The sequence below is a fragment of the Streptomyces sp. NPDC085944 genome (genome assembly GCF_040686295.1).
In the GTDB taxonomy this organism is placed as follows: Bacteria; Actinomycetota; Actinomycetes; order Streptomycetales; family Streptomycetaceae; genus Streptomyces; species Streptomyces salinarius.
This window is the reverse complement of sequence record NZ_JBFBJX010000012.1, coordinates 206,647-222,723: the sequence shown is the minus strand read 5'-3', so window position 1 is coordinate 222,723 and position 16,077 is coordinate 206,647. Positions and strand designations below refer to the sequence as shown.

At 75.5% G+C, this 16,077-nt stretch carries 15 protein-coding genes; 10 read left to right on the top strand and 5 right to left on the bottom strand.

Annotation, left to right across the window (positions count from 1 at the left end):
* The first annotated feature begins 42 nt into the window (after positions 1–42).
* Positions 43–498, top strand: coding sequence for a tellurite resistance TerB family protein (locus AB0P07_RS24255; RefSeq protein WP_102928683.1), 456 nt, complete (start codon positions 43–45; stop codon positions 496–498).
* A gap of 142 nt (positions 499–640) precedes the next feature.
* Positions 641–889 carry a twin-arginine translocase TatA/TatE family subunit gene (locus AB0P07_RS24250; protein ID WP_365553800.1) on the top strand — a complete coding sequence of 83 codons (249 nt, stop codon included), beginning with the start codon at positions 641–643 and terminating at the stop codon, positions 887–889.
* Positions 890–909: 20 nt separating this feature from the next.
* On the opposite strand, the gene AB0P07_RS24245 is transcribed toward AB0P07_RS24250, so the two are convergent.
* Positions 910–2,553, bottom strand: a complete 1,644-nt coding sequence (locus AB0P07_RS24245) for a penicillin-binding transpeptidase domain-containing protein (protein ID WP_365553797.1) — start codon at positions 2,551–2,553, stop codon at positions 910–912.
* A gap of 17 nt (positions 2,554–2,570) precedes the next feature.
* A complete protein-coding gene (locus AB0P07_RS24240; RefSeq protein ID WP_365553794.1) occupies positions 2,571–3,653 on the bottom strand; it encodes a PHB depolymerase family esterase in 1,083 nt (360 codons plus the stop codon).
* A gap of 115 nt (positions 3,654–3,768) precedes the next feature.
* Here AB0P07_RS24240 and AB0P07_RS24235 point away from each other — a divergent pair, with 115 nt between their 5' ends.
* The 7 genes from AB0P07_RS24235 to AB0P07_RS24205 all read left to right on the top strand — a co-directional run bounded on the left by AB0P07_RS24235 (position 3,769) and on the right by AB0P07_RS24205 (position 11,819).
* Complete coding sequence (locus AB0P07_RS24235; RefSeq protein WP_365553791.1) at positions 3,769–4,701, top strand: LysR family transcriptional regulator; 933 nt, start codon at positions 3,769–3,771, stop codon at positions 4,699–4,701.
* Between the two features lie 184 nt (positions 4,702–4,885).
* Positions 4,886–5,764 (top strand): serine hydrolase, encoded by an 879-nt coding sequence (locus tag AB0P07_RS24230; protein ID WP_102929087.1) that lies wholly within the window; start codon positions 4,886–4,888, stop codon positions 5,762–5,764.
* 182 nt (positions 5,765–5,946) lie between these two features.
* A complete protein-coding gene (locus tag AB0P07_RS24225; RefSeq protein ID WP_365553788.1) occupies positions 5,947–6,318 on the top strand; it encodes a DUF6479 family protein in 372 nt (123 codons plus the stop codon).
* 209 nt (positions 6,319–6,527) lie between these two features.
* Positions 6,528–7,604, top strand: coding sequence for an aminopeptidase P family protein (locus tag AB0P07_RS24220; RefSeq protein ID WP_365553935.1), 1,077 nt, complete (start codon positions 6,528–6,530; stop codon positions 7,602–7,604).
* A gap of 189 nt (positions 7,605–7,793) precedes the next feature.
* Positions 7,794–8,774: a nucleoside hydrolase gene (locus tag AB0P07_RS24215; RefSeq protein ID WP_365553785.1), complete on the top strand. Its 981-nt coding sequence runs from the start codon at positions 7,794–7,796 to the stop codon at positions 8,772–8,774.
* Between the two features lie 141 nt (positions 8,775–8,915).
* Positions 8,916–10,586, top strand: a complete 1,671-nt coding sequence (locus tag AB0P07_RS24210) for a glycoside hydrolase family 13 protein (RefSeq protein WP_365553782.1) — start codon at positions 8,916–8,918, stop codon at positions 10,584–10,586.
* A gap of 615 nt (positions 10,587–11,201) precedes the next feature.
* Positions 11,202–11,819, top strand: a complete 618-nt coding sequence (locus tag AB0P07_RS24205; protein ID WP_365553779.1) for a hypothetical protein — start codon at positions 11,202–11,204, stop codon at positions 11,817–11,819.
* A gap of 18 nt (positions 11,820–11,837) precedes the next feature.
* Here the strand turns inward: AB0P07_RS24205 and AB0P07_RS24200 are convergent, their stop codons facing one another.
* Complete coding sequence (locus AB0P07_RS24200; RefSeq protein ID WP_365553775.1) at positions 11,838–13,187, bottom strand: helix-turn-helix transcriptional regulator; 1,350 nt, start codon at positions 13,185–13,187, stop codon at positions 11,838–11,840.
* Positions 13,188–13,299: 112 nt separating this feature from the next.
* Between AB0P07_RS24200 and AB0P07_RS24195 the strand changes: the two genes are divergently transcribed.
* Positions 13,300–13,479 carry a hypothetical protein gene (locus AB0P07_RS24195; RefSeq protein ID WP_365553772.1) on the top strand — a complete coding sequence of 60 codons (180 nt, stop codon included), beginning with the start codon at positions 13,300–13,302 and terminating at the stop codon, positions 13,477–13,479.
* Positions 13,480–13,530: 51 nt separating this feature from the next.
* Here AB0P07_RS24195 and AB0P07_RS24190 read toward each other — a convergent pair whose 3' ends face one another.
* Positions 13,531–14,613, bottom strand: coding sequence for a hypothetical protein (locus AB0P07_RS24190; RefSeq protein WP_365553769.1), 1,083 nt, complete (start codon positions 14,611–14,613; stop codon positions 13,531–13,533).
* 192 nt (positions 14,614–14,805) lie between these two features.
* Positions 14,806–15,969, bottom strand: a complete 1,164-nt coding sequence (locus tag AB0P07_RS24185) for a PP2C family protein-serine/threonine phosphatase (protein WP_365553766.1) — start codon at positions 15,967–15,969, stop codon at positions 14,806–14,808.
* Between the last annotated feature and the right edge of the window lie 108 nt (positions 15,970–16,077).

Here is a 16,077-nt window from a genome sequence, read left to right as displayed (position 1 = left end):
CACCCCCTTTCCCTTCCGACCGGTACGGAGTACGGAGTTCTCATGGCCCTGTGGGACCGCTTCAAGGAGTCCGCGTCGCAGATGCAGACGCAGCTCGTGGCGAAGAAGAACGACCTCAAGAGCGGTGCCTTCCGCGACGCGAGCATGGCGATGTGCGCGCTGGTCGCCGCGGCCGACGGCACCGTCGACCCCTCGGAGCGACAGCGGGTCGCCCAGCTGATCTCGACCAACGAGGTGCTGCAGAACTTCCCCGCCGACGACCTGCGCCGCCGGTTCGAGGAGAATCTGGACAAGCTGACCGCCGACTTCGCCTTCGGCAAGGTCGGCATCCTCCAGGAGATCGCCAAGGCGAAGAAGAAGCCCGCCGAGGCGCGGGCCGTGGTGCAGATCGGCATCGTGATCGGCGGTGCCGACGGGGACTTCGACAAGGACGAGCGCGCCGTGGTCCGCGAGGCGTGCTACGCCCTGGACCTGCCGCCGCACGAGTTCGACCTCTGAGGCTGCCAAGGCTGCTGAGGCCCCCGGGGCCTGCGCGACCTCCGCGGCTCCGGCCCGCGGCGCCGGGCCCGCCGGCCTTGCCGTAGATTCCGTGTGCGGGCCCGTGCCGCGGGCCCGCACCGACGTTCACCAGGGGAGCACCGTGTTCGGACTCAGCGAACTCGCGATCATTCTCATCGTCGTCGCCGCCGTCCTCGCCATCAAGAAGCTCCCCGAGCTGACCCGCTCGGCGGGCAAGTCGGCCCGCATCCTCAAGTCCGAGGCCCGTGCCGCGAGGGACGCGGACGAGCCGGGTGCCCCGCGCGTCATCCAGGGGGAGACGGTCCGACGCGAGGACCCCGAACCCGGCACCGGCACCGGCACCGGCACCCAGGACACGCCCCGGGGCTGACCCGCCTCCCGCCGGCCCGGTCAGGACGGGTCCTGCGGTACGGCCGACAGCAGGCTGTGCACGACCGGGCCCGCCGAGCCGCCGCCGGTGACACCCTCCTCGACCACGACGGCGACGGCCACGTTGCCCCGGTGGGCGACGAGCCATCCGTTGTTGTCCTGGTCGTCGGAGACCTCGGCGGTACCGGTCTTGGCGCCGACCTCGCCGGGCAGGTCGGCCAGGACGCGCGCGGTCCCGTCGGTGACGGTGGCCCGCATCAGCTCGCGCAACTGGGTGACGACCTCGCCGGGGAGCGGCTCGGTGCGCGTCCCGTTCTCGTTGCCCGCGGTGAGCGACGGCTGGTGGAACTCGCCGGAGACCGCGGTGGCCGTCACCGACGCCATGATCAGGGGGTTGGCCTGGACCCGGCCCTGCCCGATCATCGACGCCGCCTTCTCCGTCGCGTCCTTGGGCGCCGGCACCGAGCCGTCGTACGTGGGGATGCCGACGTGCCACTCCTGGCCGACCCCGAAGTAGGTGCGGGCGACCTTGCCCAGCTCCCCGTCGCCGAGCTTGCCGCGCAGGCTGATGAACGCGGTGTTGCAGGACTCCGTGAAGTCCTTGCGGAAGGTGGCGCCCGGGTGTTCGGAGGTCTCCACGTTGTGGAACTCCTTGCCCACCGTCAGGTACTTGGGACAGTCCACGACGTCGTCGGGCGCGACCGCGCCCTTGAGCAGCAGCGCGCTGCTGGTGACGATCTTCCAGGTGGAGCCCGGCGCGTAGGTGCCGGAGGCGGCGCGGTTGAAGCCGGAGGAGGGGGAGTTGGCGAGGGCGAGCACCTCGCCGTTGTCGACGCGCAGGGCGACCAGGGCGGCGTTCTTGCCGTCGGCCTTCCCGAGCGCCTTCTCGGCGGCCGCCTGCCAGGTGGCGTCCAGGGTGGTGCGCACCGGCCGGTCCGCCGTCGCCGGGTCGGGCTTCTTGCCGAAGGACGCCTCGGTGCGCACGGTCCGGCCGCTGGCCCGGTCGACCAGTTCGACCGCGCCGCGCGGACCGCCGCCACCGCCCGCGGCACCGGCGAGCCGGCCCAGGAGCGGGGCCAGGGAGGGGTAGTCGGCGCCCACGAGGGAGGTGCCTTCCCGGTCCGTGACCTTCGGCGGGGCGGTCTCCTCGCGCTCCAGGCGGAACTTCTCGGTGTCGCTGAGCCTCGGGTGCACCAGGGACAGCCGCCAGTCCACCTTCCAGCCGCCCCCGTCCTGCTCGCGCAGCGGCAGCCGCGACTCGTACGTCCAGGTGCCCAGGCCGGTGACCGGCATCCTCGCGGTGAACGGGACGCCGAGGGTGCCGTCCTCCTCCTCCCGCACCCCGCCGTCCGCCGCCGTCAGCTTCGGCTTCTCGATGTCGAGGCCCGCGGTGAAGCTCTGCAGCACCTCCTGCGCCCTGTCCGGTTCGGTGGTGCGGCCCGCCGCGCTGGGCAGGCGGCCGGCGGCCCAGTCGGCGAGGAAGGCGCGCGCCTGTTTCATCGCGGCGGGGTCGGGGCCGTCGTCGCCGCGCGCGAAGGGGCCGAACCCGGCGGCGTACGCGCCGCCCGCGGCGATCGCGAGCACGACCCCCACGGCGGCGACGGCCCGCACACCGTTGCGGGGCCTGCGGCGGCGGGGAGAGGCGAGGTAGGGGGAGTCGGACATGGGAAGGTCCTTGTCGGTCAGCGGCCGGGGCCGGGGGCGCGGTCGGGGTGGGCGAAGAAGTCGAGGATCGTGTCGGTGGCGTCGAGGGCCTTGCCGACCGGGCCGAACCCCTCGGGCGGGGGCACGGTCGAGCCCGGCCAGGTGTGACCGGCGTCGTGGACGACGAGGAGCTGCACCGTGCCGTCGGGCCGCCGGTCGCCGCCGGAGGCATCGGCCCCCGACCGCCACACCGTCCGGTCGTAGCCCTTCTCCTCCCGTGTGACCGGCTCGCCCGCGCCCCCGGCCGCCGCGAACGCCGCCGCGGTGTCCCGGGCCGACCGGGTCGGCAGGATCGGCTCCTCGGGGTCCGGCGGCGGGGAGGGCAGACCGGCGAGGGGCCGCACGGGGTCGTCGGCGCCGTAGACGACCATGACCGGGACGGGCCCGGTGGGCTCCACCGCGGCGTCGCCCGTGGGCAGCTGACCGGAGACGGAGGCCGCGCCCGCGAGCAGGGCGGGGCGCTCGGCGGCCATGCGCAGGGCCATCGAGCCGCCGTTGGAGAAACCGGCGACGTAGATCCGCCGGGGGTCGGCCCCCTCGGTGCGGACCAAGTGCTTGATCAGCGCCTCGGTGAACCGTACGTCCAGGTCGGGATCGGGGCGCTGCTTCGTCGCCCGGGTGCCCGCGCCCCAGCCCTGGCCCAGGCCCTCGGGGAAGGCGACGAGCATGCCCCGCGCGGCGGCCGCCTTCTCCAGCCGGGTCTTCGCGCGCAGCTCGGCGGCGTCGGCGCCGCGGCCGTGGAAGGCGACGACGAGGGGCCGCGGGCCGTCGGCGGTGGCGGATGCGGAGGTGGCGGTGGGCCGGTGCAGGAGGTACTGGCGGACGTCGCCGTCCACCCGGAGCTGTTCGCGGGTTCCGGGTGCCGCGGTGGCCGTACCCGCAGCGCCACCGGTGCCTGTGCCGGCGACGCCACTGGTTGCGCCACTGGTGCCGGACGACCCGCTCGACGGCGGTGCCGCGTCCGGACGGTCGGAGTCGGTGGCGCAGCCGGCCAGGGAAAGGACGAGGGCGAGGGCGAGCACGCCGGACCGGCGGCGGGAAGGTTCACCGAAGGAGAGCATGGCCCGAGGAGAGCAACCCCGCGGAGCCCCTGTCCAAGACCGATATGGATGTCGAATCGATCAATCCCCGATATGATTACTGGTCGTGGACCTGGTGCGGCACCTGGAGTGCTTCGTGGCTGTTGCAGAAGAGTCACACTTCGGGCGTGCCGCCGCCCGGCTCGGCATGGCCCAGCCACCCCTGTCGCAGCGCATCCAGCGGCTGGAGAAGGAGCTGGGCGTCCGGCTCTTCGAGCGCACCAGCCGCCAGGTGACGATCACCGAGGCGGGCATGCTGCTGCTCGCCGAGGCCCGCGAGCTGCTGGCCCGCGCCGAGTCCCTGCGGACCGCCGCACGGCGTATCCGGGACGGCGAGAGCGGCCTGCTGCGTGCCGCCCTGTCCCCCGACATCTCCGGCGAGACCGTCGCCGCGCTGCTGGCCGACTTCCGGCGCCGGCACGCGGGGCTCGAACTGGAGCTGCACGAGCTGACCACCGCCCAGCAGCTCGCCGGGTTCGCCGCCCACGAGCTGGACGTCGGCCTCATCCACCACCCCTGCGACGTCACCGGCCTGGAGCTGGGCCCGGTGCTCCGCCGCGACCTCGGCGTACTGCTGCCGCGCGGCGCCCCGCAGACCGGGCTGGACGAGGTGCCGCTCGCCGCCCTCACCGACTACGACCTGGTCCTCTTCCCGCGCGCCGACGCCCCCGCGGTCTACGACGACCTGCTCACCGCCTGCGCCCGGGGCGGCTACACGCCCCCGGCCGTACGACACGGCCAGGGCGCCAGCTTCGTCCGCGGGCTGGTCCTGTCGTCCGGGGCCGTCGCCCTCGGCCCCCGCGACACCCGGCTCGTGCCCCCCGGCGACCCGGACCTGGTCTGGCGCCCGTTGGCCGGTGCGCCGCCCGCGTGGCGGCACTCCGCGGCCTGGCCCAGGGGGCGCGGCGACGCCGCCGTCGGCGCCTTCGCGGACGCGGCCACCCATGCCCTGCGCACCACGGCCGGCGCCCACGCCGAGACGGCCGCCCGGCCGCTGCACCTTCGTCCGGCATCGGAGTTCTGGCTATGACCGACACCGCCGCCCCCGGCCACCGGCCGGCCTGCCCCGCCACCGCGGCCGCGTCCGGCCCCGAGCGTCGGCCGTCGACGTCCCCGGTCCGCAGGCCTTCGACGTCCCCGATCCGCAGGCCGTCGACGTCCCCGGTCCGGGGGCCTTCGACGTCCCCGATCCGCCCCGCAACGGAGCCCCGGCCATGACCGACACCGCCACCGCCGCCCGGCTCGACGCGGCCTTCGCCGACGCCGGAGTCACCGGGTGGCTGCACGCCGTGGACATCGACTCGGGGGCGCAGGTCGGGGCCGGGGCGGACCAGGCGGTGTGCACGGCCAGCGTCCACAAGGCGTGTGTACTGGTGACGCTGCACGAGCTGGCGGCGGCCGGGGCGCTGGACCTCACCGAGCAGGTCGAGTGCCCGCCCGCCGGACGCACCCCGGGGCCCACGGGACTGGCGGCCATGCTCGACCCGGTACGGCTGTCCCTGCGCGACGCGGCGTACCTGATGATGTCCGTCAGCGACAACACCGCCGCCGACCTGCTGCTGCGCCGGGTCGGTCTGGACGCCGTCAACCGCACCACCGCCCGGCTCGGCCTCACCCGGACGCGGGCGGTGTACGGCTTCGGCGAGATGCTGGGCACCATGCGCGAGGACGCCGGGCCCGACGGCGCCCGGGCGCTGACCGACCCGCACGTCATCACCCGGCTGCGCGCCCTGGACCCGGCCCGCACCAACCGCAGCACCCCCCGGGACATGACCCGCCTGCTGGGCGCGGTGTGGCGGGACGAGGCCTGCCCTCCGGAGTACGGCGCCGCGATGCGCCGCATCATGGGCCTCCAGGTGTGGCCGCACCGTCTGGCCGCCGGCTTCCCTTTCGACGACGTGCACGTGGCCGGCAAGACCGGAAGCCTGCCGACGCTGCGCAACGAGATCGGCGTCGTCGAGTACCCGGACGGCGGCCGCTACGCCGTGGCCGTCTTCACCCGCACCGCCCACACCGCGGCCGTACTCCCGGCGGCGGACGCGGTGATCGGCACCGCGGCCCGGATCGCGGTGGACGCGCTGCGGGCACCCTGACGGCGCGGGCGCCGCCCCGCCGGCGGGGCGGCGCCATGGCGGGCCCTGGCGCTGCGCGCGGCGTCTTGAGCCCCACATCGCCTCCCGCCGCCCGGGCACCAGCCACCGGCCCGCTCCCATCCCGGAATGGAATCCCGGACATATCGTGCGCTTTATCCCATTTGGGGGTACATAATCAGAACATGAGTACGGCAACGCATGTACTGCTGGCCGCGCCCTCGGGCGGGCTGAAAGTGGTGGTGGTCTTCGTCATCGGGCTGGTCATCGCCGGCGCGTTGATCTGGGCCGTGCGCAGGGGCATCGGGGTCATGATCCGGGAGCCCGACCGCCCCCGCGCCGACGAACAGCCGCACCTTCCGGACACCGGACCCGTCCACGAGGAACGGGAGATGCGCGAACCCGACGAGATCCCGCTGAGCGAGGACGGAAGCCCCCGGCTCATGCCCTACCAGCTGCACCACGCGGGCAGCCGCCGCGGCGACGACCAACACCGGCGCCGCTGGTCGCCGGGATCGAGCGGATCCTTCGGCGGCGGTGGGCCGGGGCGCGTCTGAGTCGCCGTGGGCCGCGCAGGCCGTGCTCCGGCGCCGGCCGTGCAGGCCCGCCCGAGGCCAGTGAGGCACAGGTGACCGACGAGACCAGTGGGACCGGCGAGGTCGGCGGGACCGGCGAGGTCGGCGGGGCCGCTGAAACGCCCGTGCCGGGCGCGGTCACGGGCGACGGCACCCCTGCCGCCTTCACGGACGAGGTCTACGCGGCCCGCATGGAGCGCACCGCGTACGAGGCCGCCACCCTCGGGCTCGCCGGGGTGCTGGTCACGCCGGGCCCCGACCTGGTGTGGCTGTGCGGCTACCGGCCCACCGCGCCCACCGAGCGCCTCACCCTCCTCGTCCTCACCGCCAACTCCCAGCCTCGGCTGCTGGTGCCGGCGGTCGACCGGCCGTCCGCCGAGGCGGCCCCCGGCGCGGGCGCGCTCCGCGTCTTCGACTGGTGGGAGGGCCAGGACGCCTACGCCGCCGCGGCCGGGCTGCTGCGTCCGCACGGCCGCTACGCCGTCTCCGACGCGACCTGGGCGCTGCACCTGCTCTGCCTCCAGAGCTCCCTCCCGCTCGCCACCTACCAGCCGCTGTCCGTCGTGCTGCCCATGCGGCGCGCGGTGAAGGACGAGCAGGAGGTGGCCCGGCTGGCGGCCGCGGCAGCGGCGGCGGACGCCGCGTACGAGGAGGCCCTCGGGCTGCGCTTCGGCGGGCGCAGCGAGCGCGAGCTGGCCGCCGACCTCGCCGGGCTGCTGTGCGAGCACGGCCACAGCCGGGTCGACTTCACGGTGGTCGGCGCCGGCCCGCACGCGGCCGACCCGCACCACCGGCCCGGTGACCGGGTCATCGGGGACGGCGACATGGTCGTCCTGGACTTCGGCGGCCTGCGCGACGGCTACGGCTTCGACACCGCCCGCACCGTCCACGTCGGGGCGCCGACGGACGAGGAGCGCCGGGTCCACGAGACGGTGCGGGCCGCACAACGGGCGGCGTTCGAGGCGGTACGGCCCGGGGTGTCGTGCCAGGAGGTCGACCGGGCGGCCCGCGCGGTGCTCGAGAAGGCCGGCCACGCCGCGCACGGAGCGCTCCGCACCGGCCACGGCGTCGGCGTCACCACCCACGAGCCGCCCTATCTGGCGGAGGGCGAGGAGCAGCCGCTCGAACCCGGCATGTGCTTCTCCATCGAGCCCGGCATCCACCTCCCCGACCGCTTCGGCGTCCGCATCGAGGACGTGGTGACCTGTACGGACGACGGCGGCCGACGCCTCAACACCACCTCGCACGAACTGGCGATCGTCCACTGACGCCCTTCGCCGAAGACCCCGCCCGCGGGCCGCGGCCGCCCACCGCAAGCGACCGCACGGCGCCCGACCACCGCGCACCGGACCCGCCGCCGGACGCGCGAGGGCGGGGCGCGCGCCCCGGGCCGCGGGGTCCGTGCCGAAGCCGCGTAGGGTCACCGGCGCACCACACGCACCGTAAGGAGCCCCGACGTGACGACCGCCTCCGACCAGCAGCAGCCCCTTCCGGTGATCATCGACTGCGACACCGGCATCGACGACGCCCTGGCCCTGCTGCTGGCGGTCCGGCACCCGCGCCTCGACCTGCGCGCGGTCACCTGCGTGGCCGGGAACACGGACGTGGCGGGGGTGGTCCGGAACACGCTGACCGTGCTGGAGCGGGCCGGCGCCCCGGACGTCCCGGTCGCCCGGGGTGCCGAGCGGCCGCTGATCGAGGGCGTGCGCACCGCGCGGCACGTGCACGGGGACGACGGCATGGGCGACCTCGGGCTGCCCGCTCCCACCCGCGCCCCCGCCGACGTGGACGCGGTGACCCTGCTGCGCCGGGAGATCCTCGCCTCCCCGCGACCGGTCACCCTGATCCCCACCGCACCGCTGACCAACATCGCGCTGCTGCTGCGCACCCACCCGGAGGTCACCGGCAACATCGAGCGGATCGTGTTCATGGGCGGCGCGGTGGCCACCGGCAACGCGACGCCGGTCGCCGAGTTCAACGTGTGGCACGACCCGGAGGCCGCCGCGATCCTGCTCACGGCCGGGGTGCCGATCACGATGTACGGCCTCGACGTGTTCGAGCGGGTGATCGTGCCCGGCGCCGACGTACGGCGGCTGCGCGCGAGCGCCGAGCCCGGCACCCGGCTCGCCGGCGACCTGCTCGCCCACCGGGGCCCGGCCACCGACGTCACCGACCCCGGCGGCGGGCTCGGTGACGCGGGCGCGGTCTGCGCGGTGCTCGACCCCGGCGGCCTGACCACGCGACGGCTGCCCGTCGAGGTGTCCCTCGCCCCCGGCCCCGCACGCGGCCAGACGCTCGTCGACCGCCGCCTGCGCGCCGGGGAGTCCGAGCTGCACGACGGCACGCGCGAACAGCCGCTGGTAGACGTGGCGTTGGACGTGGACGTGGCGCGTTACGTGGAGCTGTACCTCGGCGCGGTCGAGCGCACGGAGGCATAACCACCGGCGCGTCGCGGGCGCACGGGTTCGCTTTTCGGGTGATCTGGACAGAAGTAACGGATCGGTTCGTGTCGTCCCGCGTGGCTCCCACCGCGAACCGCGAACCGCGTACCGCGCACCACGTACCGCGAAGGAGGCCGCGTGACCGTACGCAGCACCGCCGGCACCCCCGACCTGTCGTCCAGGGACCCCAACTGGTGGCGGCAGGCCGTCATCTACCAGGTCTACCCCCGCAGCTTCGCCGACGCCGACGGCGACGGTCTCGGCGACCTGCGCGGCGTCACCCAGCGCCTGACCCACCTGGCCGCCCTCGGCGTCGACGCCCTGTGGCTGAGCCCCTTCTACCCCTCCGAACTCGCCGACGGCGGCTACGACGTCGACGACTACCGCGACGTCGACCCGCGTCTCGGCACGCTCGACGACTTCGACGCGATGGCCGCCGAGGCCCACCGGCTGGGCCTGAAGGTGATCGTCGACCTGGTCCCCAACCACTCCTCGCACCGCCACGCGTGGTTCCGGGAGGCCCTGCGGGCGGGCCCGGGTTCCGCGGCCCGCGACCGCTACGTCTTCCGGGACGGCAAGGGCGAGCACGGTGAACTGCCGCCCACCGACTGGCAGTCCGTCTTCGGCGGCAGCGCCTGGCAGCGGGTGCCCGACGGGCAGTGGTACCTGCACCTGTTCGCACCCCAGCAGCCCGACCTCAACTGGGAGAACGAGCAGGTCCGCGCCGACTTCCGCACCACGCTGCGGTTCTGGTGCGACCGGGGCGTCGACGGCTTCCGCGTCGACGTCGCGCACGCGCTGGTCAAGGACCTGACCGAGCCGCTGCGCGACCTCGGCGCCCCCGAGCTGAGCGGCGAGGCGGCTCTGGCCCAGTTCGAGCCGGGCACCCACCCCTTCTACGACCGCGACGACGTCCACGAGGTCTACCGCGACTGGCGCAAGATCCTCGACGCGTACACCCCGCCCCGTACGGCGGTCGCCGAGGCCTGGGTCCCGGGCGCCCGGCGCGCGCTGTACGCCCGCCCGGACGAACTGGGCCAGGCCTTCAACTTCGAGTACCTGCAGACCGGCTGGGACGCGGCCGAACTGCGCGAGGTCATCACCGGTTCGCTGGCCGACGCGCGGGCCGCCGGCGCCTCGGCGACCTGGGTGCTGTCCAACCACGACGTCGTCCGCCACGCCAGCCGTCTGGTCCTTCCCCCGGGCACGGACACCGACGCGTGGCTGCTGTCCGGCGGCAACGCCCCCGCCGTCGACGCGGCGGCCGGGCTGCGCCGGGCCCGCGCGGCGACACTGCTGATGCTGGCACTGCCCGGCTCGGCCTACCTCTACCAGGGCGAGGAACTGGGCCTGCCCGAGGTGGCCGACCTGCCCACCGAGGTCCTCCAGGACCCGATCTGGGAGCAGACCGGGCACGTCCGCAAGGGCCGCGACGGCTGCCGGGTGCCGTTGCCGTGGACGACCGGCGGGCCGTCGTACGGCTTCGGCGCGGGCGCGGCGTGGCTGCCGCAGCCGCCGGGATTCGCCCGGTACGCCGTCGAGGCACAGGACGGGGTGGCGGGCTCGACGCTGGAGCTGTACCGCACGGCCCTGCGCCTGCGCCGCAAGCTGCTCGACGGCGAGGAGCTGACCTGGTCGGACGACGTCCCGTCGGGCGTCCTGCGGTTCGACCGCTCGGACGGCTGGCGCTGCGTCACCAACCTGTCCGGCGCCGCGGTCGACCTGCCGGCCGGAGAGGTCCTGCTGAGCAGCGCGCCGCTGGAGGACGGCCGGCTGGGACCGGACACGACGGTGTGGCTGGCCCTCTGACCGGTCCGCGCCACCCGACCGCTCTCACCCGGACGGCCGCGCACGCTGGTGGCCGGGCGGCGACGGTGGTGCCGTGGAGGGGTGACCGATCCCGCACGGCGCCGGTCGCACCGGCCCTCCAGGAGGCACCGACAGGAGGCACCGATGCAACACGCCCCCGCCGCCCGCCCGTCGCTCACCCCCACCCGCCCGTCGCCCCCCACCGCCGCACACACATCCCTCGCCTTGGCCACCCCTGGACCGCCGACCGCCACCACCGCCCCCGCGTCACTCACCCCCGCCACCACCCGACCGTGGCCCGCCACCAGCGCCACGGGTGCGTCGCCCGCCATCACCACCGCCCGACCGTCGCCCACCACCAGCGCCCAAGGTGCGTCGCCCGCCCCCACCGGTCCACCGCCCACCGCCGACGCACCCCCGACACCTCCGACCACCGTCCGCCCCGCGCCCGCCCCCGTCGGTCGTTCGTTGCGTTGTGCCGTGCTCTCGGCCGCGTTGGTGCTGGCGGTGAGTGCCTGTGGGGCAGGTGGTGAGCGGCGGGCGGAGCCGCCGGTCGGTACCGGGTCGGCGAGCAGTCAGTCGCCGGCGACGCTTCCGTCGCCCGTCCTGCCGCCGGTGCTCACCCCGGGGCAGGCGCGGGCGGCCCTGATCACGGCGGCCGACCTGGGGAAGGGCTGGGAGTCGACGCGGGGCGCCGCGACCTGGCGGGACGAGGTGCTCAAGACCACGGCGGGACCGACCGACCGGCCCGACTGCCGACGCCTCCTCGACGTCCTCTACACCGAGGACCTCTTCGGCGGCAGCGCCACCACCGCGCCCCGGGCCGCGGTCGCCCTGGACGATCCGGACGGCGGGGCCCAGCTGCACTACCGGATCACCTCGTACCGCGCCGCCGACATCGACGGCACACTGGCGTGGCTGGCGACGCTGCCGGACACGTGCGGGCACTTCGAGGCGCGCGCCGAGGCCGGTGTCGCCCGGGACGTCCGGGTCACCGCCCTGACGCTGCCCGGGGCGGGGGACGCGCGCGGCGGCCTGCGGGTGACGGTGAGCGACGCCCGCGCGGAAGAGACCCTCACCGTGGACCTCGTCGCCGTCCGCGTCGGGGACGACGCGCTCAGCCTCACCAACGGCACCCTCGACGCACCGGCCGACGACGCGACCCGGACGGCCGTCGAGGTGGGGACGGAGCGGCTGACGGAGGCCCGGCGGCAGGGTCGGGCCCAGGTGTAGCCGGAGCGCGCGCGAGAGCTACAGCGGCGGCTGGGCGGGCGCCGGACCCAGGGTGGTCGTACCGGGCGCGGTGCGGTGACCGAGGCCGGTGCGGTAGGCGTCCAGGGCCGCCTCGACGCGGCCGGTACGGCGCAGCAGGTCACCGAGGAGCCGGCACAGGTCGGCGAGGTCACCGGCCGCGCCGGCCCGCTCCAGCAGGCTCAGCGCACGGACGTAGTGCTCCTCGGCGGCCTCGGTCTCCCGGGCGTCCTCGGCGATGATGCCGAGCAGCCGGTGCGCGCCCGCGGAGTGCACGGCGCCGCGTTCGGAGGAGAGGTCGTCGAGCACGCCGTGGAGCAGTTCGGCGGCCTCCTCGGACTTGCCCCGCCGGTGCAGTACGTCGGCCAGCTCGACGGCGACCTGGCTGCTGTAGAGGGCGGCGCGGGAGGCCGACAGCATGCCGAGGGCCTCGCGCATCTCCGCCTCCGCGCGGGGGAGTTCGCCGTTCTGCGCGCAGACGTAGCCGCGCATCCAGTGGCAGTTGGCCAGCTCGGTACGCAGGCGCAGCGTGCGGTACAGCTCGGCCGCCTTGGCCAGCGAGGCGTCGGCGTCGGCGAGGCGGCCCTCGGCGAGCAGGGTGCGGGCGACGGACCGGTGCATGCGGGCCACCAGCGCGGGGTCGCCGGCGCTGGGCGCGAGGGAGAGGGCGAGTTCGGCGGCCTGGGCGGCGCGCGCGTGGGCGCCCATGTCCATGTACGGGCCGATGGCGCTGGCGTAGAGCAGCAGCAGCGCGTCGGGGTCGTGCAGGCCGCCGCGGTTCAGCTCGTCGAGGGTGGACTCCAGCAGGTAGACGGCGTACCGCAGTTCACCGGCGAGGTAGTGGGCCAGGGCACGCCCCCGTACGGCGGGGACGCGGGCGGGCAGCGGGGCACCGGCGTCGGTGAGGCACTGCTCGGCCCGCTCGAAGTACTGCCGCCCGGCGGCCAGTTCGCCGGTCTCCACGGCGCACTCGCCGAGCCCGAGCAGGGCGGCGGCCCGCTCCTCGGCCAGCTCGTACGCCTCGGCCTCGGCGAGCAGTGCGGCATACTGCCCGGCCGCCTGCTCTGCGCCCTCGGTGGCGAGGGCGCGCTGCGCCTCGGTGAGCCGCAGCCGCAGATCGGTGGCGAGCCGTGCCGGGCGCCCGGTGGCCAGCTCCTCGTAGCCGACGCCGAGCCGTTCGGCGATGTGCCGCAGCGCTTCGTCGGAGGGGCGGACGCGGCCGGCCTCAAGGGTGGAGATGTAGGCGGGCGTGTAGGCCGGTTCCGCGAGCTGGCGCTGGGTCATCCCGCGTTCGGCGCGCAGCCGCTGCACCCGGCGTCCGACGGCGTTTCGGTCGTCACGGTCCCCCACTGCCAACTCCCCAGGTGGCTCTTGCCGTTCGGCTCGGACGGCTCTAGGTTAAACGGCGTATTAAGCGCGCTTAACCGTGCTTGACACATTCCCTGATGCCACAGAGGACACCGTGCCCGTACGCTCCCGCACCGCCGAACGTTACGCCAGAGCCCTGGCCGCCGCCCTCGTCGCCGTGGCCGCCCTGCTGCTGGCCGCCAACGCGGCCCCCGTGGACGCGACACCGGCCGCCCCGGCCCCGGCGTCCGAGACCGCCCCCGCCCCGGACGACCTGGCCGCCGCGACTCGTTAGTCCGCCACCCGCCCACCCGTCCGTCGCCCCGCCGACCGGCCGGGTGCGCGCTCACCCCTGGGTCTGGAGGCGGCTCAGCTCGCGTTGGACGTGGTCCAGCGCACCCTCGCGGCGGCCCGGTACGCGGCCGCGCAGGGCCGCCAGCGGCGCGCCCAGTTCGCGGGCGCGTCCGGCGTCGCGGATGCGGCCCCACTGGTGGTGGGCCCGGTCGACGGCCGCCTCCACGGCGGGCGTCTGCGGGGCCTGCCCGGCGCCGAGCCGGGTCTCGGCAACCGTCAGCCAGGCACGGCAGCTGCGCACCGGGTCGCCCGCGAACATCGCCAGGTCGGCCCGGACCTCCGTCCAGTGCAGCGCGTCCTCGGAGGCGGGCCCGTACGCGTGGGCCGCGGCCCGCTCGTGCCGGGCGGCGAGCGCGTCGGCGTCCCCGTGCCGCCCGGCCTGCACGGCGGCGGCGATGACGGCGTGCGGGTCGCCCGCCACCGGCCCCGGCGCCGTCAGCACCAGGTCCGCTCCGGCCGCCACCGCACCGCCGCCCGCGGCGTCGGCGGCGGCCCGGGCCAGCGCCTGCTGGTGCAGCTCGTCCGGCGGCGGCCGGTACCCGCTGCGCAGGATCGTCGCGACGGCCCGCATGTACGACGGGACGGCCACCGTCCGCCGGGCGGGCGGCGGCGCGATGCGACCGTAAACGGCGTTGTTGCGCCCGGAGTCCAGCGCGCCGGCCCGCAGCCACTGCCACGTCTCGTGGTCGGCGTGCAGATCGAGCAGCAGCGTCGTCGCGCCGCTCGGCCGCAGCCGCAGCTCCTCGCGGATCCAGTGCCAGGGCAGGGCGGTGTAACGGACGTTCGCCGGGGTCGTGCGGGCCAGCGCGAGGTGCGGCAGGCGCTGGCGCCGGTCCAGCTGGAGCTGCCCGGCGACGTAGACCGTGAGCGGTCCGGAGGCCGCCGCCGCGGCCCGCAGCCGGGTGAGGACGGCCTGTGGCTCCAGCGGGTCGGCGAGTTCGACGACGTTCGCCGTGTCCGCGCCGGAGAGCACGGCGGGCGGCACGGCCGCGAGCACGGGCAGCACGGAGGCGGCGTCCACCAGGCATCCGCGGCCCACGGGCGACGCCGCGAGCAGCAGCACGGTTCCGGGCATGTCCCCTCCCCTGTCGATGGCCGTCGATTCCCGTCGGTCACCGTCGATCACGTACGGCAGCACCGTAACCGCTGCGGCCGCGCACGGAGGCCCTCGGGGCCTCGGGATCCCACGTGTGCGCCCGGCCCCCGCCGCCCACCGTGGAAGGCACCACCCCGCCGGGGACCGTGGGAACCGGCCCGCCGAGGGCGTCTACGGCCACACCGGCGGCCGCCCCGACCGCCGCACCGCGAAGACCGTGGTGTCGTCGGTCAGCCGCCCCCGGCAGTGCCGCAGCGTGCCGTCGCGTACGACGGTCACCAGCCGCTGCGGCGAGGTGTCCGACGGATCGGCCGCAACGGCGAGGGCGACGGTCGCCTCGTGGTCGTAGAAGGCCCCGTCGGGATCGCGTGCCTCGACGACCCCGTCGGTGACCAGCAGCAGCGTCTCGTCCTCGGCGAGCCGGGCGCGGACGGTCGTGAGGAGGTCACCCGGCAGGAGCTCGCGCATGCCCAGGGGCAGGCCGCCGGCCACCGGCAGCCGGCGGACGCCGCCCGGGCCGACCGCGAGCGGCGGCTCGTGGCCGAAGTTCACGAGCTCCACGGCGTCCGGCACGTCGCTGCGGAAGCCGACCAGGACGGCGGTGGCGAAGCGGTCGTCGTTGGCCGCTCCCAGGGCCGCCGTGTGCGCGCGGTGGCGGAGCATGCGGAGATCCAGGTGCTCGGCGACCAGGGCGAGGTCCTGCAAGTGATAGGCGGCTTCGCGGAAGGTGCCGAGCAGCGCCGCGGCCGCGTCCACCGCACCGAGCCCCTTGCCCTGCACGTCGCCCACGAGTACGCGGGTGCCGTACGGACCCGGCTGGATGTCGAAGAAGTCCCCGCCGACACGGGCGTCGCTGTCCGCCGCGAGGTACACGGCGGCGTGCTCCAGGCCGCCGAATCCCTGCGGCAACGCCCGCAGCACGGTCCGCCGCGTCGTCTCGGCGATGTCCCGCATGTGCAGCATGCGCTGCTCCCCCGAGACCCGGAACGTCGCCGCCACCACGGCGACGACCCCTCCGATCAGGACGAGCGTCAGTCCGGCCGCCCCCGTCTCCGCACGGTGCTTCCAGACGGTGTCGGCGAGGACGTAGACGACCAGGGCCAGGACCGCGAACACGGCTGTGCTCCGCACTCCGCAGATCGCGGCGGCGACCCCGGGGACGAGCACGGTCCAGGCGATGATCTGGAACACGTCCGTGGTCACGTCCGCCACGGCGATGGCGGCGAGGATCAGCGTCGGGACCAGCCAGGCGACGCTGTGACCGCGCACGCTCAGCAACGCGTGCCGGGAGGCGGCATCGGTCCGTCCGAGGGCGCTGACGAGCCCTCCGAACAAGGTCCGCCCGCTCCGCACCGGCTGCCGCACGCGTGCCCTCACAGGAAACAGCGAAGCACCTGCCCGGCCCGGCCGCATCCGGACTTGCCGGGCGACCCGCCCGGGTGT

Excerpts from the sequence above, each read along its gene's own strand:
- AB0P07_RS24255 (WP_102928683.1), top strand. The coding sequence starts at position 43 with ATGGCCCTGTGGGACCGCTTCAAGGAGTCCGCGTCGCAGATGCAGACG.
- AB0P07_RS24245 (WP_365553797.1), bottom strand. The coding sequence starts at position 2,553 with ATGTCCGACTCCCCCTACCTCGCCTCTCCCCGCCGCCGCAGGCCCCGC.
- AB0P07_RS24240 (WP_365553794.1), bottom strand. The coding sequence starts at position 3,653 with ATGCTCTCCTTCGGTGAACCTTCCCGCCGCCGGTCCGGCGTGCTCGCC.
- AB0P07_RS24230 (WP_102929087.1), top strand. The coding sequence starts at position 4,886 with ATGACCGACACCGCCACCGCCGCCCGGCTCGACGCGGCCTTCGCCGAC.
- AB0P07_RS24225 (WP_365553788.1), top strand. The coding sequence starts at position 5,947 with ATGAGTACGGCAACGCATGTACTGCTGGCCGCGCCCTCGGGCGGGCTG.
- AB0P07_RS24220 (WP_365553935.1), top strand. The coding sequence starts at position 6,528 with ATGGAGCGCACCGCGTACGAGGCCGCCACCCTCGGGCTCGCCGGGGTG.
- AB0P07_RS24190 (WP_365553769.1), bottom strand. The coding sequence starts at position 14,613 with ATGCCCGGAACCGTGCTGCTGCTCGCGGCGTCGCCCGTGGGCCGCGGA.